The 26360-nt window shown below is 47.1% G+C and carries 27 protein-coding genes and 1 riboswitch; of the genes, 6 read left to right on the top strand and 21 right to left on the bottom strand.

The genetic code is table 11. The features are described from left to right. Nucleotides 1–84: 84 nt before the first annotated feature. The 3 genes from FS373_RS03955 to cobN are packed head-to-tail and all read left to right on the top strand — an operon-like array spanning nucleotide 85 to nucleotide 4947. A complete protein-coding gene (locus FS373_RS03955) occupies nucleotides 85–612 on the top strand; it encodes a MotA/TolQ/ExbB proton channel family protein (RefSeq protein WP_144047014.1) in 528 nt (175 codons plus the stop codon). Nucleotides 613–614: 2 nt separating this feature from the next. Next, nucleotides 615–971, top strand: a complete 357-nt coding sequence (locus FS373_RS03950; RefSeq protein WP_185976847.1) for a DUF2149 domain-containing protein — start codon at nucleotides 615–617, stop codon at nucleotides 969–971. Between the two features lie 16 nt (nucleotides 972–987). After that, a complete protein-coding gene (gene cobN / locus FS373_RS03945; protein WP_227992536.1) occupies nucleotides 988–4947 on the top strand; it encodes a cobaltochelatase subunit CobN in 3960 nt (1319 codons plus the stop codon). Nucleotides 4948–5071: 124 nt separating this feature from the next. Here cobN and FS373_RS03940 read toward each other — a convergent pair whose 3' ends face one another. From FS373_RS03940 to FS373_RS03895, 10 genes are all read right to left on the bottom strand, one after another. Further along, entirely contained in the window at nucleotides 5072–6109 is a 1038-nt protein-coding gene (locus FS373_RS03940; protein WP_144047016.1) for a Preprotein translocase subunit SecY, read from the bottom strand. A gap of 308 nt (nucleotides 6110–6417) precedes the next feature. Continuing rightward, complete coding sequence (locus FS373_RS03935; protein ID WP_144047017.1) at nucleotides 6418–7674, bottom strand: ABC transporter permease; 1257 nt, start codon at nucleotides 7672–7674, stop codon at nucleotides 6418–6420. Beyond that, a complete protein-coding gene (locus tag FS373_RS03930; protein WP_416221752.1) occupies nucleotides 7671–8876 on the bottom strand; it encodes an efflux RND transporter periplasmic adaptor subunit in 1206 nt (401 codons plus the stop codon). The genes FS373_RS03935 and FS373_RS03930 overlap by 4 nt, the downstream gene beginning before the upstream one ends. After that, the gene (locus tag FS373_RS03925) at nucleotides 8876–10075 is read right to left on the bottom strand and encodes an efflux RND transporter periplasmic adaptor subunit (RefSeq protein WP_194165814.1); all 1200 of its coding nucleotides are present in this window, start codon (nucleotides 10073–10075) and stop codon (nucleotides 8876–8878) included. The genes FS373_RS03930 and FS373_RS03925 overlap by 1 nt, the downstream gene beginning before the upstream one ends. Continuing rightward, nucleotides 10072–11121, bottom strand: a complete 1050-nt coding sequence (locus FS373_RS03920; RefSeq protein ID WP_144047019.1) for an HlyD family secretion protein — start codon at nucleotides 11119–11121, stop codon at nucleotides 10072–10074. Before FS373_RS03920 ends, FS373_RS03925 begins: the two co-directional genes overlap by 4 nt. Continuing rightward, nucleotides 11111–11797 carry an ABC transporter ATP-binding protein gene (locus tag FS373_RS03915; RefSeq protein WP_152829062.1) on the bottom strand — a complete coding sequence of 229 codons (687 nt, stop codon included), beginning with the start codon at nucleotides 11795–11797 and terminating at the stop codon, nucleotides 11111–11113. Before FS373_RS03915 ends, FS373_RS03920 begins: the two co-directional genes overlap by 11 nt. 292 nt (nucleotides 11798–12089) lie before the next feature. After that, complete coding sequence (locus tag FS373_RS03910; protein WP_144047025.1) at nucleotides 12090–12479, bottom strand: hypothetical protein; 390 nt, start codon at nucleotides 12477–12479, stop codon at nucleotides 12090–12092. Nucleotides 12480–12613: 134 nt separating this feature from the next. Further along, nucleotides 12614–13066, bottom strand: a complete 453-nt coding sequence (locus FS373_RS03905; protein WP_144047026.1) for a hypothetical protein — start codon at nucleotides 13064–13066, stop codon at nucleotides 12614–12616. Between the two features lie 172 nt (nucleotides 13067–13238). Continuing rightward, the gene (locus FS373_RS03900) at nucleotides 13239–13862 is read right to left on the bottom strand and encodes a GNAT family N-acetyltransferase (RefSeq protein WP_152829122.1); all 624 of its coding nucleotides are present in this window, start codon (nucleotides 13860–13862) and stop codon (nucleotides 13239–13241) included. A 105-nt stretch (nucleotides 13863–13967) separates the two neighbouring features. Continuing rightward, entirely contained in the window at nucleotides 13968–14525 is a 558-nt protein-coding gene (locus tag FS373_RS03895) for a GNAT family N-acetyltransferase (RefSeq protein WP_227992535.1), read from the bottom strand. A 19-nt stretch (nucleotides 14526–14544) separates the two neighbouring features. Between FS373_RS03895 and FS373_RS03890 the strand changes: the two genes are divergently transcribed. Both FS373_RS03890 and FS373_RS03885 read left to right on the top strand, forming a co-directional pair. Next, nucleotides 14545–15174, top strand: coding sequence for a chemotaxis protein (locus tag FS373_RS03890; protein ID WP_144047027.1), 630 nt, complete (start codon nucleotides 14545–14547; stop codon nucleotides 15172–15174). Nucleotides 15175–15305: 131 nt separating this feature from the next. Further along, complete coding sequence (locus FS373_RS03885) at nucleotides 15306–16046, top strand: MBL fold metallo-hydrolase (RefSeq protein WP_144047028.1); 741 nt, start codon at nucleotides 15306–15308, stop codon at nucleotides 16044–16046. Nucleotides 16047–16172: 126 nt separating this feature from the next. Here FS373_RS03885 and FS373_RS03880 read toward each other — a convergent pair whose 3' ends face one another. The 9 genes from FS373_RS03880 to hinT form a co-directional block, all read right to left on the bottom strand. Next, nucleotides 16173–16721 (bottom strand): NAD(P)H nitroreductase, encoded by a 549-nt coding sequence (locus tag FS373_RS03880; RefSeq protein WP_144047029.1) that lies wholly within the window; start codon nucleotides 16719–16721, stop codon nucleotides 16173–16175. A gap of 156 nt (nucleotides 16722–16877) precedes the next feature. Next, a complete protein-coding gene (locus FS373_RS03875; protein ID WP_144047030.1) occupies nucleotides 16878–17489 on the bottom strand; it encodes a DoxX family protein in 612 nt (203 codons plus the stop codon). 123 nt (nucleotides 17490–17612) lie between these two features. After that, nucleotides 17613–18656 (bottom strand): phosphotransferase, encoded by a 1044-nt coding sequence (locus tag FS373_RS03870; protein ID WP_152829061.1) that lies wholly within the window; start codon nucleotides 18654–18656, stop codon nucleotides 17613–17615. Nucleotides 18657–18708: 52 nt separating this feature from the next. Beyond that, complete coding sequence (gene pnuC, locus FS373_RS03865; protein ID WP_144047031.1) at nucleotides 18709–19350, bottom strand: nicotinamide riboside transporter PnuC; 642 nt, start codon at nucleotides 19348–19350, stop codon at nucleotides 18709–18711. A gap of 104 nt (nucleotides 19351–19454) precedes the next feature. Next, on the bottom strand, nucleotides 19455–19715 hold the full coding sequence (locus FS373_RS03860; RefSeq protein WP_144047032.1) for a hypothetical protein: 261 nt from the start codon (nucleotides 19713–19715) through the stop codon (nucleotides 19455–19457). 125 nt (nucleotides 19716–19840) lie between these two features. Continuing rightward, nucleotides 19841–22015: a TonB-dependent receptor gene (locus tag FS373_RS03855; RefSeq protein WP_152829060.1), complete on the bottom strand. Its 2175-nt coding sequence runs from the start codon at nucleotides 22013–22015 to the stop codon at nucleotides 19841–19843. Between the two features lie 98 nt (nucleotides 22016–22113). Next, a riboswitch (TPP riboswitch) is annotated at nucleotides 22114–22231 on the bottom strand. A 138-nt stretch (nucleotides 22232–22369) separates the two neighbouring features. Continuing rightward, a complete protein-coding gene (locus FS373_RS03850) occupies nucleotides 22370–22759 on the bottom strand; it encodes a YcfL family protein (protein ID WP_144047034.1) in 390 nt (129 codons plus the stop codon). A 160-nt stretch (nucleotides 22760–22919) separates the two neighbouring features. Further along, complete coding sequence (locus FS373_RS03845; protein WP_144047035.1) at nucleotides 22920–23942, bottom strand: PaaI family thioesterase; 1023 nt, start codon at nucleotides 23940–23942, stop codon at nucleotides 22920–22922. A gap of 16 nt (nucleotides 23943–23958) precedes the next feature. Beyond that, nucleotides 23959–24315, bottom strand: a complete 357-nt coding sequence (gene hinT, locus FS373_RS03840; protein ID WP_144047036.1) for a purine nucleoside phosphoramidase — start codon at nucleotides 24313–24315, stop codon at nucleotides 23959–23961. Nucleotides 24316–24522: 207 nt separating this feature from the next. Here hinT and FS373_RS03835 point away from each other — a divergent pair, with 207 nt between their 5' ends. Continuing rightward, nucleotides 24523–24936, top strand: coding sequence for a helix-turn-helix domain-containing protein (locus FS373_RS03835; RefSeq protein WP_144047037.1), 414 nt, complete (start codon nucleotides 24523–24525; stop codon nucleotides 24934–24936). A 51-nt stretch (nucleotides 24937–24987) separates the two neighbouring features. On the opposite strand, the gene FS373_RS03830 is transcribed toward FS373_RS03835, so the two are convergent. Both FS373_RS03830 and FS373_RS03825 read right to left on the bottom strand, forming a co-directional pair. Then, nucleotides 24988–25338 (bottom strand): hypothetical protein, encoded by a 351-nt coding sequence (locus FS373_RS03830; RefSeq protein WP_152829059.1) that lies wholly within the window; start codon nucleotides 25336–25338, stop codon nucleotides 24988–24990. Nucleotides 25339–25510: 172 nt separating this feature from the next. Further along, on the bottom strand, nucleotides 25511–26359 hold the full coding sequence (locus FS373_RS03825; protein ID WP_144047039.1) for a CsgG/HfaB family protein: 849 nt from the start codon (nucleotides 26357–26359) through the stop codon (nucleotides 25511–25513). Between the last annotated feature and the right edge of the window lies 1 nt (nucleotide 26360).

Here is a 26360-nt window from a genome sequence, read left to right as displayed (position 1 = left end):
CGTTAACGCGAATGAGATCGATAAGCGTTTGCATTGATATTGTATGTCTATATTATTCCTGATTTTTTACAGGAACCACAAATCATGAACATCGCCTTACTCGAAGGGCTACTCGCTAACCTGTCTGAATATTTGATGACACCGGTACTTATTTGTATCGTCTTATTATTGATCTATGCCATCTATGCCATAGGACGATTCGCAGGCTTGTTCTATGTCAGACGTAAGAATGCTCAGGGATATAGGCAGACGATTCAGATTAAAGAGCGAAAATGGTATTCGGGTTATCCCATACATAACTATTTCGTTAATAATCCAAATGCCTGTGAAGATGAACTAGAAATCTTCGCCCTTAAGAAGCTTGAAAATTTACGTGTCGTCACTCGAGTCGCACCCATGCTGGGACTCATCGCCACCATGATTCCCATGGGACCGGCACTCAAGGCCCTTGCCGATGGTAATATTCAAGGGATCAGCGAAAGTCTTATCATCGCCTTCGCCTCGGTGATCTGGGGTCTGGTCATCGCCACCCTCACCTTCTGGCCTGCATCGGTAAAGAAACGTTGGTTCGCCGCCGAGCTGATTAATATCCGCAAGCTAAGGGGAGCGTGAAAGTGCGTTTCTTAGATGAAGACGAAGAGCTCAACCCTATCCTGTCCAGCGTCAACCTGATCGATGTTTTTCTGGTGCTGATCGCCGCCTTGCTGATTGCCATCGCACAGAACCCGTTGAACACATTTTCCGCAGAAAATGTCACTGTGGTGAAGAACGCCGGCAAACCCAACATGGAGATCATCGTCAAGGAAGGTAAGGAGATCAAACAGTACAAATCATCGGGCAATATTGGCAGCGGTCAAGGTGCCCGTGCCGGCATCGCCTATAAGATGGCCGACGGCTCGATGATCTATGTCCCCGAAGACGGCACCAGTTCCACCTCAGATAAGCAAACTGTCACAAATAACAAGCTATAAAGCGAGCGATAACTTCATGTTTCTACGCGTATTAATCCTGATATTCATGTGTTTTCCCGGCCTTGCCCAGGCAGACACATCAGCAGACACCCAAACCGGTGCCAAACGAGTGCTCATGGTGATGTCGAATTATAATTCGGCGCCCAAGAAGGCACTGTTAACCAAACTGGCAAAAGAACAGCCATTCGAACTCATTCAACTCGTCACCAAGGGCAAGTCAGATGAAGAGATAGCCGAGCAATGGCGCAGCGCCGATCTGGTGATGCTAGATGGCATCAATCCAGCGTTGTCTGAGTATATGTTCGAGAAGTTCGAAGCCATACCCAAACAATTTCCCAAGTTGAAAATTGTCTCTCTGGGCGATCTCGAGGGTGAGACATTCAATCAGAACCTTGCCGATGAACAGAGTCAGCGACTAGCAGATTACTTTCGTCATGCCGGTGGCAGAAACTACAAAAACCTGATGATTTATATCGCCAGCGATGTGTTAAATATCAGCAAGATAAAGGCTGATAAACCTGCCATCACCCCTGTGACGGGCCTGTATCATCCCCAATATCCTGACTTGTTAACCGATGAGGAGCAGGCATTCTTCACCTGGCTTGCCCCCACAGAGCAACAAGCCGTTATCGCCATAGGCATTCACCGCTCTGCTATCGATTATGAACAGCAAGAGGTCATCGATGCCATGATCAACGGCATAGAAGCTGAGGGCCAACGGGCCTTCGCCTTCTTCTACGACGATAAGGAGACCAAGCTAAAATACACGGACTTGTTGACAGATAACAATGGGAAAGTACGCGCTAACTTGATGATCAACTATCGCTCACTGCATTATGTTAAGAAACGCCGCGATGAATTTGAGAAGTTAGGCATCCCGGTGATACATGCACTCAACTATGTTGACGGTGACAGCGAGCAGTTTTCACAGGCTCAATCGGGTATATCACCGGGTTTAACCCCATTTTTTCTGGTTATGCCCGAAGACACCGGCAGTATCGATCCTGTCATCATAACCGCCAATAACAAGGGCAATAAACAAGTGATGCCGGCGCAGATGGACGCGCTTATCCAGCGCGCCGTCAAGCATGCCAAACTCGCCATCACGGCCAATAAAGACAAGCGAGTGGCCGCGTTTATCTGGAACTATCCTCCCGGAGAGAAGAACATAGGTGCCGCATTTCTTGACGTTCCCGCATCACTCGAGGTAATAGCCGAGGCGATGAGACAAGACGGTTATAACGTCAACCCAAAACCTGCCAAGGAGATCATCGAGGCGGCAGGCAAGCTACTGCGTCCCTACTATCGCAACGAAGACGCCAGTGGTTTACTGGATGAAGACCTGGCCGACCTATTGCCCCTTGCCGATTATGAAGCTTGGTTCGCAGACTTATCTGAATCGGTACAAAAAGGCATCAACGACCGCTGGGGACTGGCCAAAGACAGCCCCATGCTTACCACTAAAAATGGTGAACTGGCCTTCATCATTCCGCGAATGAACCTAGGTAATCTAATCGTACTGCCACAGGGTGGGCGCAGCAACGACATAAGTGAACACTCTTCCCTGTATCACGACATGAAGACGCCGATAAACCACGGATATCTGGCTATCTATCTCTACGCCAAGCAGATATTCAATGCCGATGCCATCATCCACTTAGGGACTCATGGCTCACAGGAGTGGCTATTGGGTAAGGAACGTGGCCTGTCAGTGGATGACTCCCCCAACCTGGCCGTGGGTAATGTGCCAGTATTTTACCCTTACATCATAGATAATGTCGGTGAGGCCATGCAGGCAAAACGCCGTGGTCGGGCAACCACCATCAGCCACCTGACACCTGGTTTTGCCAAGGCTGGCCTGTATGCCGATATCGCTAAACTCAACGATCTGCTATCGAATTATCGTCTGTTAGATGAAGGACAAACGAGAGAGAATACCAAGGCCAGAATCACCAAGAAAGTCGAAGCGCTCAATCTGTTAAAGGATATGGCCATGGACAGGGAAGAATTTGACCGTGACTTCGACCAGAACCTGACCCGACTCCAAGATCAGCTCACCGAGATGGCCGAGCAGGCTCAGCCGCTTGGGGTTCATACCTTCGGCTTACTACCAAAAGAGCAGCACTTGTATAGCACCATGCTGCAGATGTTGGGCGATGATTTCACCAAGGCGGCCAAAGCCTACGAAAAAGACCACGGCCTGACGCTGCCCGCTGATGAGCAAAAAGACAGGCTAAACGTGACTCATCTAGAAGCCTTAGCTGGTTTTCAACTGCTACAGGCATACATTCAGGGACAACAACTCGAAGGCTTAAGCGATGAGTTGAACGTCTGGCTCACCACGGCGCAACAATATTGGGATAATTTTGCCAAGATTGCCGAAACAGAAAACCTGCTGGCCGCTATGTCGGCCAAGTATATTCCCGTGTCATATGGCGGCGATCCTATACGTAGCCCGGAATCTGTGCCTACCGGACGCAATCTTATCGGTTTCAATCCGGCTAAATTACCATCGAAAGAAGCCTATGAGGCTGGCGTGTTCTTATTAGAGCAGACAGTGGCTGATTACCGAGAAAAGCATGGTAAATACCCGCAGAAACTGGCCTTCTCTCTCTGGTCCCTTGAAACCATGCGTCATCATGGCGCATTAGAGGCGCAGATCCTCCATGCCCTCGGCATCAGGCCCAAATGGGATGAGCAAGATGATGTCATAGGTATAGAGGTCATTCCCATGAGTGAGCTCAAGCGCCCGCGGATCGATGTGGTGGTATCGGCGACAGGCCTCTATCGTGACGCTTTTCCCAATGTCATGTTATGGATGGCCGACGCCATCGACACCATAGCCAAGATGAAGGAGGACAATAACTTCGCCTATCGTCACTCACAAGCACTGAAACAACAGCTTGAGGATCAGGGCAAGACGCCCGAGGAAGCGGATTATCTCTCCAGTATCCGAATCTTCTCTAACGATTCGGGCAACTACGGCACGGGACTAGCGGATCAGACCTTGGATTCAGGCAGCTGGGAAACCGATGATGCCATGAGCGAGCGTTACCTTAAACGTATGGGCTATGCCTACGGCAAGGATGAGAGCCGCTGGAGCGAAAAAATAGAGGACGTGGATCTCTATGGCAAGGTGTTATCCGGTACCGACGCGGTAATATTCTCCCGCTCGACCAACCTCTATGCCCTGTTGACCAATGACGACCCTTTCCAGTATTTCGGCGGCATGGGTCAGGCTATCCGTAAACTCGACGGCAAAACACCTGAAATGTACGTGAGTAACTTACGCCGTAAGGATAGAATCAAGACCCAGACCATGGCCAGCTTCCTCAACAACGAGATGCGCGGCCGTTACCTGCATCCTCGCTGGATCCAAGCCATGCAGGAGTCAGGTTATGCTGGCGCTACCACCATACTGGATCGTATCAACAGCCTCTGGGGTTGGGAGGTGATGACCCCTGAGCTGGTGCGGGACGATCATTGGCAGTCGATATTCGAGGTCTACGTCGAAGACAAGTACCAGCTGGATATGCAGGCCTTCTTCGAGGAAAATAATGCCCACGCTCTGGCGCAAATGTTGGAGCGCATGCTGGAAGCCAATCGCAAGGACTACTGGAAGGCCGATGAGGCGACGCTGAAGAAGATGCTGGAAACCTATATCAGTCTCGCTAATCGCTTCGATGTCGTCACCGACAACGATAAGTTTACCGAATTTGTCGAGACACAAGGCGCAGGCTTTGGCCTAGCGCCACTGGCACCAGCCATGGCGGTGCCGCCAGCACAGACTAATCCGTCCAAGGCTAAACAAGAAGTCAGCGGGCAGAAACTGGAGCAGGTGCAAAAACCTAGTGAGCAAGAAGAGGATGACTACTGGTATCTGCTGCCCTTATTCGTCTTGCTGTTTATCTTCTTCGCCGGCGCGGCCAGGCCCCTGTTGGCGAGAGAGCCTCAGCGGAGTAAAGAGCCTGTGTAAATGAAGAAGCTCAACGAGTAAAAGGCCTCAGCCTAGCTGACACCATAAACGAGTAGTTTAACAATAGATAAAAAAACGGCAGTGCGCATTAGCGCCCTGCCGTTTTTCATTGAACATGTCATTGCTAGGCGAGTTCAGCCTCAATCTCAGCCTTGGCAACTCCATGCCACTGAAAATGGTTATTGGCTTTCTTGCTGACTATGCCCTCATCAAACAGCCTCTTGAAAATCTCATCCACCTCGTCATTGGAGAAATTTAAGTACTTGCTCACCGCCCGTTTACTGCAATTCACCCGATTCAGACTTAATGCCTGCAGCACCTGTTCATAGGGCGTTTTCTCGGCTTCATTCACAATGTCAGCATCGTCAAAATGTGACAGTAACTCGGGTGATTTACTCTCTGCCGGGCTAAATCCCTCTATGGTCAGTGGCTTCATGTTGTGGAACTGATGGCGAAAACGATTCTCCTCGCCGATGAGGCCGACGAAGAAGGCGGCGAAGAAATCTAACAGTACCGAGAGAAAGACCACCAGGCCGAGTTGAGCCGTGCTAGCCTGAATGTTCAAGAAGCTGGCTAAACTGTCGATCAAGCCTATGACAGAACCCTGACTGACTACAGGCAAGTTATCTCGCTCCATCGCCAGGGCTTGTTGCTCCTGTCTCAGCTTATTATTCTCTTTCTGAATGCGGGTCACCCCTGTGGCTATACGCTCCATCTGAATGTATTTCTCGGCGGCAACGTTATTGAGCTGGATCTGTTCATCGATAGACTGGATCTGCATGTTGTAAGCGTTCACCTTGCTCTGCTGCACATTCACATGTTCCTGTGCCTTATTGGTGGCACTGTTAATACCGCCCACTGAGCCACCGATAGAGATGGCGGCCAGCACCATGTAGAAAACCAACGCAGATAACATGCCCGGATAGTTACGTCTCGCATGTCGCTCACCCACCTCATACCAGGCAAAAAATTTACCCAGTTCAAAAATCACCGCCAGGCCGCCAAACAATAACTGCATAACTGGATCGTCATCGATGGACAGAAACAGCAATAAGGAGAATACGATGGAGGCTAAGATGGAAGCGCCAGTGAAGCTGTAGACGCTCCACATGGCAAACTTACCTTTCGGGAAACGCAGGGCTATATCTTGGTTGTAAAACATATCTGACTTCTATGTCGGCGAGCTGGTGCTCTTGGTCTGCAGCTTGGCAGCGCAGACAGAAAAATGGAGCGTCAGCATACATGAAAACCTAGCCTTTTCCTTATAAAGCACGGCTTAACCGCTCTTGTTGAAGCTTTTTCAATCACTGCTAAAAAACCTGCTTAAAGCGTATTCACCTATGTGTATCGGGTATTGATACTATGTAAGCATTTGGTTAAGTAAGACATAAGAACGGCCTGCATCGAATATCGATATCAGGCCGTATATTGACTCATCACTTATGATTTATCGCCTCATAACAGCTGAGGCTAATCTCTTTGCAGGGCGACAATCGGATCCAATTTAGCCGCCTTCTTGGCTGGGTAAAGGCCAAAACCCACACCGATAGTCATACACACTCCCAGCGCTAACACTATGGCGAAGGGAGACCAGGCCACCGGCCAACCTGCGGCGGAAGAGATCACGAACGCCAACAACAAGCCCACACCTATGCCTATGACGCCGCCCGTTGCCGAGATGACGATACTCTCGATAAGAAACTGGCGGGCGATATCCTTACGCCTAGCCCCTAATGCCCTGAGCAAGCCTATCTCTCCGGTACGCTCCATGATGGTGGCCAACATGATATTCATGATACCTATGCCGCCCACCAGCAAAGAGATCCCCGCCACACAAGCCATGACGATATTGAATATCTGTTGCGTCTTCTGATGTTGGGCCAGCAAGTCCGCCGGTACCACTATGTCATAATCTTTCTCGCCGCCATGGCGACGACTGATCAGATGCCTCAAGCTCTTGGCCGCTAATGAAGGCTCGACCCCTTCAGCAAGTGACACCTTAAAGGCATCGAGCTCATCTTCCAGACTCTTAAAATTCATCTTTTTTAGAGCCGTGGCCAGAGGAATAAATACCTCATTGCGCTCTCCACCCAGTTTGACGCCCTGAATCTTTGACTTACCATTCTGGGCATCGGTCAACACACCGACCACAGTGAACCACTGATGATTTATCTTGATCACACTGCCGATAGCCTTTCCCTGTGGAAACAGGCTTCTGGCAGCTTCCGGGCCCAATACGGCAACTTGTCGATAATGGGCCTCATCTTTGGAATCGAAGGCGGCTCCCTCGCTCATTTTCAGGGCGCTCAAGTCAAAATAACTGGGCGTCACCCCTTTAACTTGGGCATCACTACGGCCTTCGAGGCTAAATAAGCTGAAAGTTTTGACCTGCTTCTCGGCGCTCCAGTTTTCCACGAAGGGTAAGGTATCTTTGGCACTCTCAACATCTCTGAGGCTCAAACCTATGCTGTGCTCTCGAATCGATTTAAGCGCTTCGCCATCCGATGTTCTGGCATTGACCACCAGGTTTCGGACCCCCATGGACTCGATCATCTTCAGCGCTTCTCGCTCCGCTCCCTCTCCCACACTCAACATGGCTATCACGGCGCCGACACCAAATATCATCCCCAGCAGGGTCAGAGCCGTGCGCAACTTGTGGTGGCGCATCTCATCGAAGGCTTGCTTAATCCCTTCGATATAAATCTTACTCTCATTGACTAAGCTCATACTCGGCTCCTTTTTGGAGGCGTGGTAAGTGCGATCACATCGCCTTGGTTCAGCCCATCGGTGATCACGGTTCGATTCAGGCTACGACGCCCAGGCGTCACTAGCTGTTTAATGAAACCTGCACTGGTCTTAAGGTAAACCCAATATTGGCCGTCTTTCTGAAACAGAGCTTGATTAGGTACAGTCAGCACATCTTGCAGATTAAGCAGATGCACCTGGGCCTTTACTTGCCTGCCCGGCTGCATGATCGCCACTAAGGTTTTATCCAGACTGATGGTAAATTGGAAATAGTTTACCGGACTGTCCTTCTCTTTAGGTTTAGCCAAAGCATCGACTTGGGTCACCTTACCGGTAAATGGCTTATCCGGATAAGCATCCAGATAAACGGTCGCCGTCTTTCCTATGGCGAGACCCGCCGCCTCAGATTCCTGCACAAACAGTTTCGCCTGCATCACAGAGGTATCGGGCAAGAGGCCGATGGAAAAACCTGACCACATCATGTCACCAACCACGGGAAACGAGCCATCCCATCCAGCCTGATAGACAAATAAGCCATCATGAGGGGCGATGATTTCCATCTGATTGAGGTTACTCTCATAACGGTTTATCTTGGCCGAGTGACCTTTCTGCCTGAGCTTTATCAACTCCTGCTCGGCAGCGGCCTGATCACCATGTTGATCTAGCCCCCAATCGAAATAATGCATCTTAGCGACAAGATAGTCTTGATTACGCATCTGATCGATAATCTCTATCTTGGTATAAACGCGCTCATCTTCACTGAAGAAACGTTCGGCTAATTCTTTTTCTTCGCTAGTCACTCTGGTACCGGTTGAGAGTGTCTGACTGATCGTCTTGTCCTTCTCTGTCTGCATCTGACTATCGAACGTCAACTTGTCAAAATCGAACTGCTCCATCTTGAGGCGATAATTTTCGCGGGTGGGATCCATTCTGGCGACGACATCCCCCGCTTTGACTCGGCTGAAGTTATCCAAGATCCAGGCTAATGACTGTGGGCCACGTAATCCCGTCGGCACGATCACAGAGGTCGACTGGCTGGCTTCTAGTTCTCCGGTGGCCGGAATGTCGACCTTAAAGTCGGCTCGGCTCACATCCATGGTGAGTACACCGTCGCTGGCTTGTTGACTACAGCCCGCAATCCATACCAAGCTAAAAACCAGTAAGCTATTTCTTAAACTAAACATCATGGCAGTAATACCTCCTGACCCACATCAAGTCCGGTCTTTATTGATACCAGCTCTTTGCCTATGGTGCCTATGGTAACTGCTTGCTTAGACTCGCCAAATAAGTCAGGTAATAGTACATAAGCTTGACCGGACTCGTAATGAACGGCATCCAGTGACAACAGGAGTTCCTGCTTCTCATTGGCGATATCGATGGCAATCTTTGCTGTCATACCGGGTCTCATCAAGTCGGTATCCGCTTCATCTATGCTGGCCACCGCATCGAACACTACTAGGGGCACATCCTGATTTTTATGACGAAACACAGCCCCGAGTTCAATAATTTTCCCGTAAAAGACTTTATCAGGATTAGCATCCAGTCTTATTTTGAGTTGCTGACCTAACTTGACCCGACTCGCTTCGACCTCAGGTATGGTCATGTTCACCTGCATATGATTCAGATCCGGAATACTGAGTACCGCATCCCCCATAAAAACAGACTGGCCTTCCTTAATCTTATTGCCTTGAGAATCATTACCGTATACCACCATGCCTTCACGGGGAGCGATTAACGTCAGGGATTCAATTCCCTTTTTAAGCGCTGCGACTTCGGAGGAAAACTTTTGTCGATCCCCCTCTAACATGGCTTCTCTTTGTTTGGCACTTTGATTTTCAAGCTCTATTTTTTGCTTGGTGAGTTGAACCTTGTCCTTGGCGATGACAGCATCTTTCTCATACTTAATTTTATCGATAACCGCGACAGTTTCATCAGACAGCTTAAATTTACGCTCCGCTTTGTCGAAACTCATCTTAGCCTCGGCGAGATCTAGCCTCAGCTGCTCCAACTTTTTTGCATTTCGCAGTTTCGACGTTTCGATATCCTGCAAAGTCGCTTCCAACTTGGCCGTTTTGACCGATAGCCGTTGAGTCAGTTCGGAGGTATCGAGTTGAGCAACCATGTCCCCTTCTTGAACCAGAGAGCCTTCCGGTGCGAGCTGCTTAACCTGGTATTGCCACACCCTACGGATCGAAGGCGGCTTCATAGATACGGTATCGGCGGATACCAGCTCTCCGGTAGCCTCGATACTCTGTCTTAACACCCCTAGCTCCACGGAAGTCACCGGCGCCCCGGTACAGGCCGTTAGCAAGGATAGCGAAAGAACTAAGCTCGAAGGCCGCAAGAGACGCGATAGGTCTGAGATGTGAAATGTCTTGCTCATGATACGGCTCCGGTACTGACTAAAACACTCATGCCGGGAACGATCTTAATGTCTTCATCGGCCTCAAAACTCACCTCAACCTTGAACCAATTACTCTGACCCCAGGCTGGCTGTTTTTGCGCCTGGCGACCGATATCTTTAATACTGCCAGTAAATGGCTTCGCCGACTGGGAATCCAGTCTAAGTGTCACTTGAGTCCCCACGGCTAATTTATCGACATCGACCTCATTAACCCAAGCGACAACCTCTAGCTCTTCCATCGCTGGCACTCTTGCTATCTGCCGGCCAATCTGTACGGTATCACCGACGGCAAATTTCTTATTACTCCAGGGATCGCTACCATAGAGCACAGGGCCTTTTATCTTGGCCTTTAGTTCGAGTTGCTCTAATCCGTTTAATGCTTGCGCTAGCTCTAATTGTGCACGGCGTCGGTCTATGGCTAATTGCGCCTTACTGGCGGCTTGTTTATCCAATACTTCTTTTAACGCCTGCTCGACTTTAGATAACTCGCTGCCTGCCAGCATCAAGTTAAATTGATGTTCAGCGTATTTTTTAGCAGCGATATAATCCGCTGGCACATCGGCATCGAGCTGATTCTTCTCGAGTTCAGATTTTTTCTGTTTAACATCAAATTTGGCCTGCAACACACTGGCGGTAAGATCGATACTCAGGCTCTGCTCTTCGGCTGTGACCCGCAGCAGACTCGCCTCAAGTTGCTCGATCTGATTGGCAATTTGGCTCTTGTCGAAGATCACCACAGTCTGACCCGGTTCGGCAACTGAGCCCTCGGGCAACATCCACTGAATTTGATAACGCCAGGCATCACCGGCCTTCGGCACCATAAAGGATTGAGACTGCACCGAGGAGATCTGCCCGGTCAATAACAAGGTCTGTTCGCCTAGGTTGGCAACGCCTGAGCCTGATACACCAGGAGTTGCAGTGCTGAGACTGGCTTCCTCTGCCGCAATCAAATTAACCGGCAAAAAAAATGCAGCTATCAAAACAAATTTTGATAGCAATGAAGATAGATGAGAATTAGGCCGCATAGACACCACGCTCCTCTATTTCTACGATATGACCATCCCGCATGCGGATCACCCGCTGGGCATAGGCTGCCACTTCCTCTTCGTGGGTTACTAAGATGATGGTTTGACCCGCCTTATGCAACTCGGTGAATAGCTCCATGATCTCCACCGAGGTCTTACTGTCCAGTGCTCCCGTAGGTTCATCGGCCAATAAAATAGCTGGTTTGTTCACCAGAGCCCGCGCGATGGCGACTCTTTGCCTTTGACCACCAGATAGCTGATTGGGTCTATGATCTTGACGTGAACCTAAGCCCACTCGCATCAAGAGCTCATTGGCATAGCTGGTATCGTTATTGGGGGGCGTTGCAAACCGTAAAGGTAACAGCACGTTTTGCAGCGCACTCATTCTAGGCAACAAGTGAAAACTCTGAAACACGAAACCTATGTCCTTATTTCGCACCGCGGATAGCGCATCATCATCCAGGCTGGCAACCTCTTGTTCATTGAGTTGATAGCTCCCCGAGCTAGGCTTGTCCAAACAGCCGATGATGTTCATCAAGGTGGATTTACCCGAACCCGATGGCCCCATGATCGCCACAAACTCATTTTGTTTAATGGTAAAGTCGACCCCTCTGAGGGCAAAAACTGACGATTCGCCCATCTGATACTCTTTCGTTAATCCATTGACTTTTATCATAATACTCTCTCACTTACACTCATATTCCGTCCCTAGAATTCAGTCATCGTTTTTATTTTGTACTAGGGCCAGTGCGCGACTAGTTTCTCTTATACCAATTGGTACTAGATTACAGAGTCCATCGAACTCATCAAGTTCAATGATTATTTTAATTTCGATTATACAGTGCCCGACAAACGAGTGTGCAGGCAATTGAATTTAATTAACTTTGCAAAGTTAATATGAAGCAACAGGAATGACGAGAGTTCGAGTGTTAATCCAAGTGTTGCAGAGAAAAAATGATGGTGAGCGCTTAGGTAAGATAGATCCCCATTAGGCTCAAGGCCGAGATACTTGAAAACAGAGTCCATTGGAAAAGATGCTTGAAGGGAGAGTTAATCTCACTAAAGAAGGCGAAATAGATCTGCCAGACCGAAAAAAGTGCGAAGTTAAGTGCGACGAAAAGTACTAGACTAATGCCTTGCATATATGACACAAGATCTAAACCGCAGACGGCTAATACCAGAGTCGATAACACCAAAAATGCCGACACATAATGAAATACACAGTGCATGACAGCTTTAGCCACGGGATCGAAAGACGCTGCTAGCATAGGGTTAAGGTACTGCCTCACACCATAGGTAAAGTGACCGATACAGGTCAAGAAACCAAGAATTGCAGCAGCGATAAAGTAGTAATTCATAGACGTCCTCACGTTTAATCTGTGTCAATAATGAGTGACACTATTCAGATAGACAGATCTGAGCACATTTTTATTGCAAAAAAAGAGCCCTGTGGCTCTTTTTTTAAATGACGACTATTTCTAGCACAGCCAAATTACATGGTCGCCATGATCCAATAGTCCAAGCGCTTCTGCGGTTCTGCAAGTAAAGTTTTACAGCTGTCCTTATACTTGCCCATCAAACCTCGTAAGCTCTTGTTATCCGGCAGTGACGCCAACTGCTTCTGCTGAACGTTCGATAACACATCGGCGACATCTTCTTTAGCCTGATACTCTTCTGCAATCGAGATGGCCTTGGCCGATGAACTCTTCAATCGCTCACCTACTACCTGCATCTGAGGCGCATTCATAGCTGCTATGGCATCGGAACTTATCTGGTAATAGGATGCACACTCGATCACTTCATTGCTGAATATAATTTCAGCTTCGCTAGGAGCAGCAGAAACAGAAAGCGGTGCCAGACATAAAATAGGGAAAATAAGACTATGTTTAATTTGACTAATACGTCGATTCTTAATCGATACTAAGCGAGTAACTGAACTCGGCATTGGGGATCCCTTTTCTTGTGATACGGCTTCACCTGAAATGAAACGGCTCTAAGGCGTAACTCGTGACCTCGACTATATTCAGACAGCCTTAGTTAATCAAGCGCTATATAAGTTAACGCCATTATTCTTGTTCATAGCGAGTCAAGAGTTAATCAATTCCAACATAAGTTAATCAAGGATTCTGCATCTTATTTTGCTGCAATCTATGCTTCAAATGTTGTTTCACCGTCGACCACTCACTGTCAATAATCGAGTAAATGACAGTATCTCTGACTGTGCCGTCCTTCAAAATTTGATGATTTCTCAGCACACCATCTTGCTTAGCACCGAGGCGAGTAATCGCTTCTCTGGAAGCCTGATTATGCCAGTGGGTTCTAAACTCCACCGCCATGACATCTAAGGTTTCAAATGCATAAGTGAGCAGCAATAGCTTAGCCTCGGTGTTGATCCCTGTCTTCTGGGCTCGCTTAGCATACCAGGTATGGCCAATCTCGAGTCGCCGATTCACCTGATCCCATGAGCAGATCCGAGTCGAGCCTATCAACTCTCCCGAGCGCTTATCTCTCACCGCAAAAGCCAGGGCTTCACCTCGCTGTTCGGCTGCGATAGCCGTTTCAATATAAGATTTCATCTCATCTGGGTGTGGCACCGAGGTATACCAGAGTTGCCAGAGCTCCCCATCTGCCACCGCCAGAGATAAAGCAGGAACATGCTCGAGAGTTAAAGGTTCAAGCACCATATATTCGCCCGATAAGCACTCGCTTCGCTCTGTACTATCCAATCTACTCTCCTTCATCATTACCGTAATGACTCGTTTAATATGAAATTATTATTGAACTATATAACTTGGACCATACTCAGGGCTATTCATCAGGACTCTTTATTAGAGCTATTCATTAGGCTAGGTTAATTGATAAAGCAAGACCTCTGAATTGTCCTCTTCCCACATCATAATCGAATCGAATGCCATACCCACCTTCTCTAACACTGAGATCGAGGCTGTGTTACCCGGACTCACGACACCCAAGAGGCGTGAAATAGAGAGATCTCTACTGTGGCGAACTACCGCCAGAGCCGATTCGACCGCATAGCCTCTACCCCAGAACGCAGGCAGAAACGCATAACCTAGGTCCGGAGAGTCGAGCACAGAACGTTTGACTAAGCCGCTGAGCCCTATCGACTCTCCGCTCGATTTTAATTCCACCACATAGAGGCCGAAGCCATGTTGTTGGTAGCTGGAAATCGGCCCATCGAGAAGATAGGTCTGTGCATGACAAAGATCTCTGACACCACGATCGCCTATGTTGGCGATAAAGCCAGGGGTGTTTAACAAATCCAAGATAAACTCAACATCGGTCAATACGGCATGCCTGAGAATGAGTCTAGTTGTTTCCAAAATAATCAATTTTATCCCAGCTCCTTTGACAAAGTTTATATCGACTATACTTGTTTCAGTCATGCAGAGGAAGCCCGTCACTATGTCAAGGAAGCGCACTCAAGTCAGTCAATATTATGTGATTGCAGCCGTTGTCGCCGCTGAGCTAAACCACACCTTAGCCCACTGTAAACAGATTAACCTTACCGCGAGCAATGCTCAGGCAGCGTCATCTCGAGTCGGTAATGCTGCCTTAGGATTTAAAGCATTAACCGGCTTTATCGATGACTTGGCCTGTTACACCATGAAGGCGGCGACCGACATCAACATTCTCGCCCATAGCGCGAGTAAGATGGCAACGGATACTGCCAGAGCTGCTGCAGCGCTCAAACACTTCGAAAAAGCAAAACTCAAAGCCATCGATGCTAAATACTCAGCCAGTATGGATTCCGCCGTGGCTCAGACAGTGAGTAACTACAACAAACTACAGAAATCATTCCAAGCCTTGATTAACCAGATGGAGCAGCAACTCCATGAGCTGAAAAGAAACCTGAGAACCGCCAATATTCTTGCCTCTATTTGTAGAATCGAAGCCTGCAGGGTGGATGTGGCTAATCAGGCAACCTTTAATGATGTGGCCAACAGGGTCGATAGTGTCGCGAACCTGATACGTCAACGGGTCGATAATGCCATCGCCCTGTTTGATACTTCAGCTTCTAAAAAAGCCGCTTAAACCATTCACTTTCACATGTGTAAGCAGTTAACCCTTATTAATTTAACACTAAGGTTTAATGCTGAGGTTTTAAAGACCAATTTACATATCCATTAACAAACAGTCGCTTTAAAGACAGGGAGCTTTTACAAATGAAGAGTCAGCTTATCGTTGAAACCCCCACTCATCAGTGGATCTACTTTGGAAGGGATCCAGAGAAGCCGGATAAAATCATAGATACCAATCAATATATGCTAGTGACTGAAAAAAAAGCCCTCTTGATGGATCCCGGCGGAATTGAATTATTTGCTCCCATGCTAGCCAATATTGTCAAACACATCCCCCTCGAGCAACTGACTCATCTGTTTGCCTCCCATCAAGATCCGGATATTATCTCGTCTCTCGGGCTCTGGGATCAGACCCTACCGGGGGCAAAACTTTACTCTCCATGGCTTTGGGAGGGGTTTATTCGTCATTTTGGCATGCACAATATCAGTTATGAGGCTATCCCAGATGAAGGCAGCAGACTGTTGCTCGATCAAGTCGAAGTGCAATTTATCCCAGCCCACTACTTGCATGCCTCGGGAAACTTTCATGTATATGACCCCGCCGCTCGAGTCCTGATGTCAGGAGATATAGGCGCGGCCTTAGAAGATCATGATGTCGATATTTTTGTCGATGACTTCGACGCTCATGTCAAAAAGATGAAATTTTTCCATCAGAGATGGATGCCATCAAACAGCGCGAAGAATGATTGGATTAATCGGGTACGTAAACTCGATATCGATTTCCTCTGCCCTCAACATGGCAGGATTTTCAAAGGAGAACAGGTGGGGCAATTTCTTGATTGGTTTGAGCAACTCGATGTCGGTCAGGCCATTTCGAATACCTGATTAATGATTAATGATTAATGATTAAAGCTTGATAAGCTATTTGCACTCAAATAATACAGCCCATGACCTTAAGGTTATGGGCTGTATTATTACTAACGTAAAATAGTATGGCTTAGACTGGCATCACTAGAGGTAGCGGGCAAACTCACTGCCACTCTTACCCGGCTTCAAGGGCGCTTTTACCGCTTGAGTCCCCAGATACAGAAATCCGACAATTTGATCGCCATCAGATAAGCCTAAGCTTAGATGCACTCGTTTATCGAACGCCAAATCACCCGTTCGCCAAATTCCACCAAGCCCGAGGGAAAATGCAGCCTGCTGCATCGCCATAGTCGAACATCCGGCCGCGATCAACTGCTCAAGCTCAGGGACTTTCCCGTGAGGTTGAGGCTTAGCCACCACCACTATGATCATGGGAGCCCTCAATGGCATAGACTGAGTCTTCGCCTGCTTCGCCTCATCCGCCCCATTCTCAATTGCCGCTTGTAAGAAAATATCTCCCAGACGATTCAGGCCTTCACCCTGAGCGATAATGAATTCCCAAGGTGATAATCCCCCATGATCGGGCACTCGCACACCAGCATCTAAGATGACTTTCAGTTGAGATTCATCGGGAGCGGGTGCTATAAGGCGTGGGCAAGATTGGCGAGTCAGTAATAATTCAGTCGCGTCCAAGAGTATTTCCTTCTGTGAATGGGCTTGAATAATTCAAGTTATGTAACTTTGGTTTACCGGGAAGAATAACAAAGACGCAAATAAAAATCCCACCAATGTGGTGGGATTTACAGTATCAACAAACTGAAAATGTCACTTTATGGAGCTGTATTCAAGCTATAAACTACTATCAGGATAGCGTTTAGACACTCCCTTACGGATGAAGTAATCCACACTGGTATAACGTCCTCCACCTATCATAATCAAGGCGAGCAACATGATTGAATACGTTATCGCGAACTCGATACCATTATTTAAGATGACAAAATTACCTGAGCTAGTCAGCCATTCATAATTGCCATGCTCCTGTAAAATAGTCTTAGCGGCACTGAGCTTCTCACCCGCAGCCAGTACCTGATCATTTGCCAACCAGGAACCCCCATCGGCTATGGCTAACCAGCCATTATTCCAATGCACGGAGAAAGCCGCCACTAACATGGTAGCGAGTAGAGGTATGGAGATTAACCGAGTTCCTAGACCAATAATCAGCAGGAAACCTCCAACAAACTCGGTCCCCGCCGCCATAGTCACCATCACTTCAGGCATAGGCAGACCTAACCCCCAATCAGGGTTGCCAAACCAGGCCACAGTGTCACTGAAATGAGATAACTTATTATATCCCGCTTGCATCAACACAGGTGCCAAGTACAAACGTAAGGCTAAGGGGGCAATACCCGATACCTGTTTCACCACATTTAAAAACTTCTGATACGCATTAACCACTAACATGTTTACTCCTTACAAATACTATTGTCAGAATAGACCATATTGAGAGGGAATATCTTTCATCTTTATACCAATCTCAGAGTAAAAAGTGCTAATGCTCTGGTTACTACGGCAGTGCCTTCTCGCTTAGGGTAAAATTAACGAATAAAACTGACTGAAACAATCTAGGTATTTTGTCCCATGTTCAGAGCTTGAATCTCTGGGTAAATCTAAGACTTCAGCTACCTCTATTTCAGTTTCAGCGTCTACAGCCATCAGCAGGGACCAACAAGCGGAAAACACCCAATAGATATTGATTGCCGCTGGCAATGCTGCTTTGGCGTCAAGGGTCAAATTCGGATGATTATCCAGATAGGCGTCGATTAAAAAATGCCGTTGGGCCGTTGACAGGGCATGACTAGATAGCACGCCTGCCAGATCGAATAACGGATGTGAACTGCAGGCATATTCAAAATCTATGCATTGAAGTCGGCCATTTTTAAACAATAAGTTATGGGGGTTAAGATCTCTATGGCTGTATTGTTCCCCCAATGCGCAGGCATCGAGTTCATCTAACCATTGGCTGATGTCGTCTCTAAGCGACAGGAGTTGAAGATGTTTCTCCCGCCACTCGGTGTGCTGGCGGCACTCATTGCCCTGAGCTTGCTCATTACAAATTTTGCTCCATATATCATACATAGAAGCCTGATAAATGGACCACTGCCTGGATACACTGAGACTGTTTTCAGGACATTCTAGCCCGGCTAACTCAGTCAATAGTAGCAATAGCGCTGACTCGGCGCCGGGCCATGGTATCGACTCATCGATAAGAGGGTGCGCCGATTTTGCGGTGATCAACTTGCCCCAACTGTGCCCCTCCTCTTGCTCGATATATTCACTGAGATAATATTTATTATCATCACTGACAAAAAACAAATCTGGTGCTAGCCCCCTTTCTGCCACTATCTTCCAGTTTCTCACCTCGGCGTCGCGATCACAAATCTGACTACTCGCCGATGAGTTCACTCGCAATACCCAACTGATATGTCGATCTCGAATCAAGTAATTTTGATTACTCAGCCCCTCAGCCAACACAGAAACTGAAACAGAAGAGGACAGCACTAAGCCTGCACTTTGCAGTCCAGTCTTAACATCCTGCGGCAAACTCGTTAATAGTAAGGATTGCTTCATCACATCCAATATCTCATGCTATATCTCATGTTATATATGTCATATTCTCGATCTATTGAGCCAATGCAATTTTCTGTTCACGCATCGCCGTGCGCCATAAGAAATAACCACCTATGGCCATACCCACATACAAGATAAATAACAGTGACGTTAGCATGAGCCCTTTTTGCAGATAAAGATAGATGGAGACGAAATCGATCACCACCCAATAAAGCCAATTTTCTAGCACCTTCTTTGCAACTAAATACGTCGTCATCACAGCAAAACACGTGGTCGCGGCATCGAGGTAGGCATAGGAAGCTTGGGTATAGGTAGCCATTAAATAGCCCACGACCACTGAAATGCTAGCGGTTGTGAGTATAAGCAGAATATGGCGTCTCAGACTCCAGGAAATGACTTCAATGCCAGAATCATCTCCTTTTCCCTTTGACCACTGACGAAAACCATAGAACGCCATCGCCATGTAGTACACATTGAGCACAGACTCCATCAATAGCGACACTTTCCAGAAGAGCGCCGTGTAGATTGCCGTGCTGGCGAACGCGGCAAACCAACACCAGATATTGCCCTTCATGGCCAGTATCAGGTAGGCCGCGGCTAGCACAACGGCTACGGCCTCCCAGGCCGTTAATGCTGTTGCCTGGATTAATGCACCATCTATTGTGCTCATGAGCGCGGACCAAAAATCTATCATCACTTTTTCCGAAATAATACTTTGCTAACGTAAAACAGATGCTCGCCAGACTCTTACAAGTCAAGCGAGCATAGGCTAAACATCATATATATGACGCAAGACACTTATTGAGTGTGTGACAAATCCAACTCACCACCAATAAACTTACATACAAACACGGCCTTACCCCACTTTTCATGGGCAGCCTGCATCTCAGTCGCCAGCATAGCCATCACATCGCCATACTCACCACACACCTGAGTGGCCATGGCATTGGTCTTACGTTCAATATTTTCATAGCTATCCAGACGGTCGATAAACCATAGGATAGGATCCAGGTAGTTATCTTGCAGCGGGTAACAACTTATCTCGGCGGTTAATTTCATTTCTCGACCTCAGGTGGCACTCTTTTCAGAAGGAGCCACCACAATTAAATAAAAAACACATGTCTGCTTGCACTAGCTATGCTTTCAGCCGCTAGCGGCCGCAATTTAATCCCGTAGGGAGTGAATTACATGAACTTGACGTTAACAGTCAATCCTAACTGGCGTGGATCACCATAGCGTATATATTGCTTGTCTGCCCAGTCTTGATCTGGCTCATTACCAAAGTAAAAGCCTCGAGTGCCGTATTGCTCATCAAACAGGTTCTTGCCCCAAAGATAAGCCGACCAGACATCAGTCTCATATCCGACACGGGCATTGAAGATAGTGTAGGCCTGTGATTTTGACTCATTACTGTCTGAGTAGTAAAACTCACTCTTACCACTGGTGGTCAAGTTCGCGAACCAACCTGAATCGGTACGATAGGTCGCTCCTGCACTGTAAGTGAAGTTAGGTGAATGGGCCAGCTCACGACCGGTTAGATCCACTGTCCCACCGTACTTGTCCTGATAAGCATAATCACCATAAGCTGTCTCAAGCCAACCAAGACTCGCATACAGCTTGAGATTATCTGTCGCATACCAATTCCCTTCTAGCTCGGCGCCATAGTTGTGTGAGCTACCTGCGTTCTCGGTATACAGGATAAATTTTTGCGGCTCTTCTGGATTTTGTTGAGACGCTGAAACCTGCTGGTCGCGCCTATCCATGTAGAATAGAGAGAAATTAGTGCTGGCATCACCATCGAGCCAGCGTGATTTAAGCCCTATCTCATAATTATATAAGGTTTCGGTATCATACTCTTTCTTGTCTGACAGCTCCGCTGGCAATGACATGTTGAAACCACCCGCCTTATAACCACGAGCTATGCGCGCATAGGTTTCATGACTGCTGTTTAACGCCTTACTCAGGGCAATATGTCCGCCCCACATGGTTTCACCTGGGCTAAACTCATCACCAGCACTGTCGCTGTAATCACTGTCTCGACGTTCGACTCTAAGGCCAAAAGACAAGGCGTAACCCGCACCGAGATCTGAGTCTAACTGGCCAAATACGGCAGTATTATTCGCTTCATATTCGGCAGCAAGCGTGTCTAACCAGCCGTTATAGTCTTCAACTGTGTCGTTGTCTTCAGTTAAGCGCATACCATAAACACCCAGTAACCAATCTGTGCTACCAGAAAAGATACGTCCAGCTTCAGTTGAGCTGAATCTAAACTCTTGGCTAATGGTATTTCGCTCCCCTTCTTTATCCCAGGTATAATCGAATTGGCAAGGCTCGCCGCCACAATCGAGTCCGCCCCAGTAATCAGGGTTTGCCCAGTCACCATCATAATTATGGTGAGTCTGAGAGTTAGCATATGATGTTAAAGAAACGATTTCGAACTGCTCGGCACCTGAATAGGTAAACTTAAGCGAGCTACCTGTGGTGCGCTGCTTATCGACGCCTGGCGCGTCTGTTAGGGTATTTTCGCCATTGTTATCTAAGGTCCACACATCATAGCCATTATCATAATCGGCGTGAAGTAAGGTAAAATTAATCTCCAAATCGTCGCTGGCATACCAACGCAATTTCGCCCGGCCGGTAAACTCATCCCGGGCATTGGTATCATCGCGGTTCAGATAGAGGTTGTTTTGATAGCCGTTCTGTTGATGTTGCTGCAAAGAGACACGGTAAAGTAATTTGCCGGAATCCGTCAAAGGCCCAGAGCTAAAGCCGCTAAAAGTCGTCAGGTTATCATCCCCCACCGACACTTCAGCCCCATGCTCAAACACATCGGTTGGGTCATTACTCTTAAGGTATATCAAACCCGCTAAGGCATTAGCGCCGTAGCGCGTTCCTTGTGGACCACGCAGCACTTCTACCTGCTGCAGATCGTACATACTGGAAATCATGCCCAGACCTGACATGTCGATATCATCGATAATGTAACCAACAGATGAATTCGGCGCACCTTGGTATTCCTCCTGCTCGCCGACACCACGAATTTGGAAGTATTTAGGACGAGAGCTGCCGCCGGACCAGTTAAAGTTCGCGATGGAGTTAAGCACATCTTCAAAATGCTGCGCGCCTTCGTCTTCTATCTGCTGCTGATCGATAATCGTAATACTCGACGGCATTTTATCCAGTGTCGAGCCGCGAAAATCAGAGGTCACCACGATGACTTCCATCTCATCGGAAGGTGTCTCAGTTGGTTCAGAAGCGAAAGCGTTTGGGCTGATTAGTGCGGTCGATACCGCGAGCGCTACCGGAGAGAATCTCTTCAAGACGGTAGAATCGAAACATAAAGATTTAAGTGTAAACATAGGACCCCAAATTATAATTTTTGAGATCCGGCAACTGGAAAAGCGAGAAAGGATGTTGTGGTCGACTACAGATGTTCTTAACAGACACCTCGAAAGCATCAAACCTATTGGCCCATTCCTACGCCGGTATTAGCCGGATCAGGTTCAAAGGGTTTGTCATCTGACATCTCAGAAACTGGTATATAAGAAATAACAGTCTCACCCCTTGGCAGGCGGGATTATACATGAATAAAACAAGGTTTTGACAAAGATATGTCATCAAGTGATGAATTTACACACACTTGGATCACAAAAAACGTCAGCCTAGCTGACGTTTTTCAATTTCATTGCAATACGCATTTAATCAACAAAAGATTAATTAGAGAAAGCTTTTCTCACATATAGCTCATAGCGAACGGCATTTGCATTGGGCGCAACCGCCATAACTTGCATACGCTGCATGCCATGCAACTTCAATGATTTCCATGGGCTGGCTTCATCTTCCAAGGTAAAACCGTTTATGTCATACCAGGTAAACTTGTATTGCAGTCTTAAATCTGTGGAGACCTTACTCATGATCACCCCAGAGCCTTGCAGTAGATCGCCCTGTTGACGGGCCTTTAATTGCTCGACTCCCACTTCACGAGCGAAACTACTGTTATCTACTCTGACTTCACCGGTAGAGCTGCCCATCACACCCGCAGTGTGCTGAGCGCAAGCCGTGAAAATAAGGGCCGATGCTAAGACCAAAACGATTTTTTTCATTTCATTCGCTCCAAATTAATTTAGCCCTATGGATAAGGGCTAATCATTATCTACTTATTATAAGTGAGTGTTTATAAGAGGAGCTTAACCTAAACTCGCGCTAAGGTTAACCACCCCCAATTATCACTACTGACAATATATTTGTCAGTACCAGTCAAAATTAGTCGATCAAAAAGTGAGCCCTGGCGGTAGCGATAAGTTTCTTTCTGTTGGTTTGCCAACAGTTAATACTCACATTCGCAACCCGGCGCCCCTGTCTGGTGATCTTACATTCTGCAAAGGTATCTTTATGGTATCCCGCTCTCAAGTAGTCAATGGAAAAATCCACCACCTTAGGCACTCTTGAGGTATGCATAAACACCATGAGTTGCACAATCGCAGACATCTCCATAAAGCCGGCAATGACGCCACCATGGATAGCTGGCAGTGTAGGATTACCGATATTCTCATCTTTTGCTGGCAATCTAAACACTAACTCATCACCGAAGCGCTCCACATTCATACCGATAAAATCAGTATAGGGAACGTGAGCGAGAAGATGACCGAAGTCGTTGAGTGCTGTCGCCTGCTTGACTATTTTTTTAACATCGAGTTCTTTAACGTCTAACTCTTTTATATCAGGAGCCAAAAGATTAGATGCTATTGTCTCAAGCACACCGTTTTTAACTTCAAGGGACTCTGAAGTCTGACCTTGTTGACCTAAGAGAGCCTGACGAAACTCATCGCCAATCATTTCCGGGCTTATCCGCATAAAAGAGCCAACGGCATGTGCTATCGGGTCATCGATAGAGTCTTGATAAGCTATGGCTCGAGTGAAAGAGACGCTGGATGAAATTTTATAGCACTCGGCGAAGCCATACACTGGCTTATTGGGATCCGCAGGCTTCATGTAATCCACTCGAAGATCGAGTGTTGGCGAGAGTTCCAGTGATTGATATTTATCATAGATAGCGCAAACCACAGCACTACCACAGGCGGTATCCATCAAGGTGGTGATCACTCCACCGTGAATAACACCGGTATCCGGATAACCAATCAGCTGCTTATTATATGGCAGCTCAATGAGTACGTGATGCTCGCTGGCTTCGTGCACCTTTAATTTTAAACGGCGACATTGGGCCAGTTGATCCACAAAGCGAGTTGCGATTTGCGTCAATGGGAAAAAATCTGAATTGACCTGCATGACTATTCGCTCTCTACTAGCTGTTAATGCTTAACATTGGACCTAAAGAGCAACCACCCAGTAAGTGCATATGTATGTGAAACACCTCTTGACCGCCGTGCTTATTACAATTCATTATGATGCGATAGCCATCTTCGGCAATCCCCGCCTCTTCAGCCAATTTCGCTGCGACTGTGACCATACGACCTAACGCCTTCTCATCCGATGCTTTTACATCGTTTGTCGTCGGGATCAAATGATTTGGGATGATCAATATGTGGGTCGGCGCTCTGGCATTGATGTCTCTGAATGCCGTGACTAAATCGTCTTGATATAGGATATCTGCGGGAATTTCACGTCGAATGATTTTGCTAAAAATGGTTTCTTCAGCCATCTGACTGTCCTCTTTTCTTTAGGGTTGCCACAGTATACGCATAAATTTATAACTTGTGAGGATATGGGAGTAAAGAGTAAAAACAACCGACTACAAAATCATCCAAAAACACAAACCCACAACAAAATATACACTTGCGTACACAAGGGAGTTGACATAAGGAACTAAACCCTTTTTAATAATGGAAATTTTAAGGAAATATATTCAATGCTGACAAATAAAGAGACCGCTCTGCTCGACGCCGCTGGTGAGCTGATAAGAGAAAAAGGCATGATTGCCTTGAACATGTCCGATGTACATAAGAAAGCTGGCTACTCGAGAGCCGCTCAGTACCAATCTTTTAGTGATAAAAACTCATTGTTAGCGGCATTGTGTATGCGGGAGTTAGTTGAAAACACCACCGCCATCGAAGCGCAAAGATATAAAGAGCTATCCGGTGATTTCACTGTCGTCATTAGACCCGTAGTTTACGACTATTTGAAACTGTCAGATCGCCTGATGATAGATTCGGCCTTCTCTCAAATGTTAGCCAGTGTAGAGAGCTTACCCGATGTTGAAGAGTTTTCATTCCTGAAACAAGGATTCGCTTTCTTGCATGCTGAAAGATTGAAAGCTAAATAATCGGTCAAAAATGCGCCTGGTATCGAGTATCAGGCATTTACTTTAGCTTTATTAGGCTTTAATCAGGTAGACAACACCATCTTTTTCATAGACATTCTTAACTTCATTCCCTTCACCTAACACCACAACCTGTTGGCCTTTATCAGTTACAGCCCTACCTGCAGTGTCCAATACAATGGCAATACCCAATGCTGTCAGCATGGGAGAGCGAAAAGCATTGTAATGATGGTGATGCCTTGGAACGACCACAATAGGCGCTCTTGCAACACGTTTATGACCTAGTTTCTGACACTTAATACCACCAGCTCGCTCACAACCTAGAGTTGCAGCTTGCGCGGTTGTGGAGGCAAGTCCAAGAAAAGCGAATGCGATAACTGCAACTGATATATTAATCTTGAACATAATGACCTCATATTTGGATATGCGGTTCAGATTTTTCGGCACATCTGAACAGCAAACACAACAGGGTATACACATGACTACTCAACATGTAAACACACTCACTTCCCTCGTTTCCCAAATAAAAAGGGAGTGATAATCGCTTATCACTCCCTAGTCTAAATATCTAGTTCATTTAGCCCTGCTTTATGCGATCACTCACTCTTGCTTCTGAATGAGCTTCTAGCCAATACTTTTGCAACACAGGATTCTTCAACCCTGACGCTATATCCGCTAAATTCCAGGCGCGTTTCCAGATCCCATCGGCGATCATATGCACCACGGCACTCTCAATTGCTTGTGCCACACAGAGGCTCACTGGCTCATTTGAGGTGTAACCAAGTTCAGATTCGAGTAGGTCTTGAGCATCGATAAACTTGAATACTCCAGCAGAAACCTCTTTAGACAGTATTGACTTAGTCGTCGTGACACTGCTGAGTAAGCGCCCGGTTCGGATATCAACGGCTCTTAAGTTAACCGTTACCGTATCGACCCTAAACTTAGTATTCACTCCTATACCCAGATACCTTGCTCCGGCACCACCTGTTTTAATATTGGTGTCATAGGCGACAATACCGCCTTCCATCAAAATTTGTGCTGAACTTAATTGAGGCAGTTTATTCACTTCGCCTTTAAGACCTGCTCTGACAATTTTTCTCTCTGTTAGCAGGTTCTGTAAGCCTTCACGCTCTACGGGGACAAACCAGCTTGAATCATTCAGCGCCTGGGCAAGGAATGCTGTGCCGCTCTGGGGGACCGCCGTCGAGAAGTTACTCGATGGTATGGCCTTATACTGCCCCGTTTGATCGCGAAAATCATAAACTGCGGCAACCATACTTCCCTGTGGATGAGGTAAACCTATCAGATCATAATAGGTATCGCTTTTTGGCATCAGGCTCGACGATGCTTCTATACCTTCGAATTCGGTCGTGCTCGAGCAAGCAGTCAAAAGCAACAAGACAGCACTGAGAATTAACGTCTTCATA

Source organism: Shewanella sp. YLB-07 (assembly GCF_009377275.1).
The sequence above is the reverse complement of the archived record's forward strand: the minus strand, read 5'-3'. Positions and strand labels throughout refer to the sequence as shown.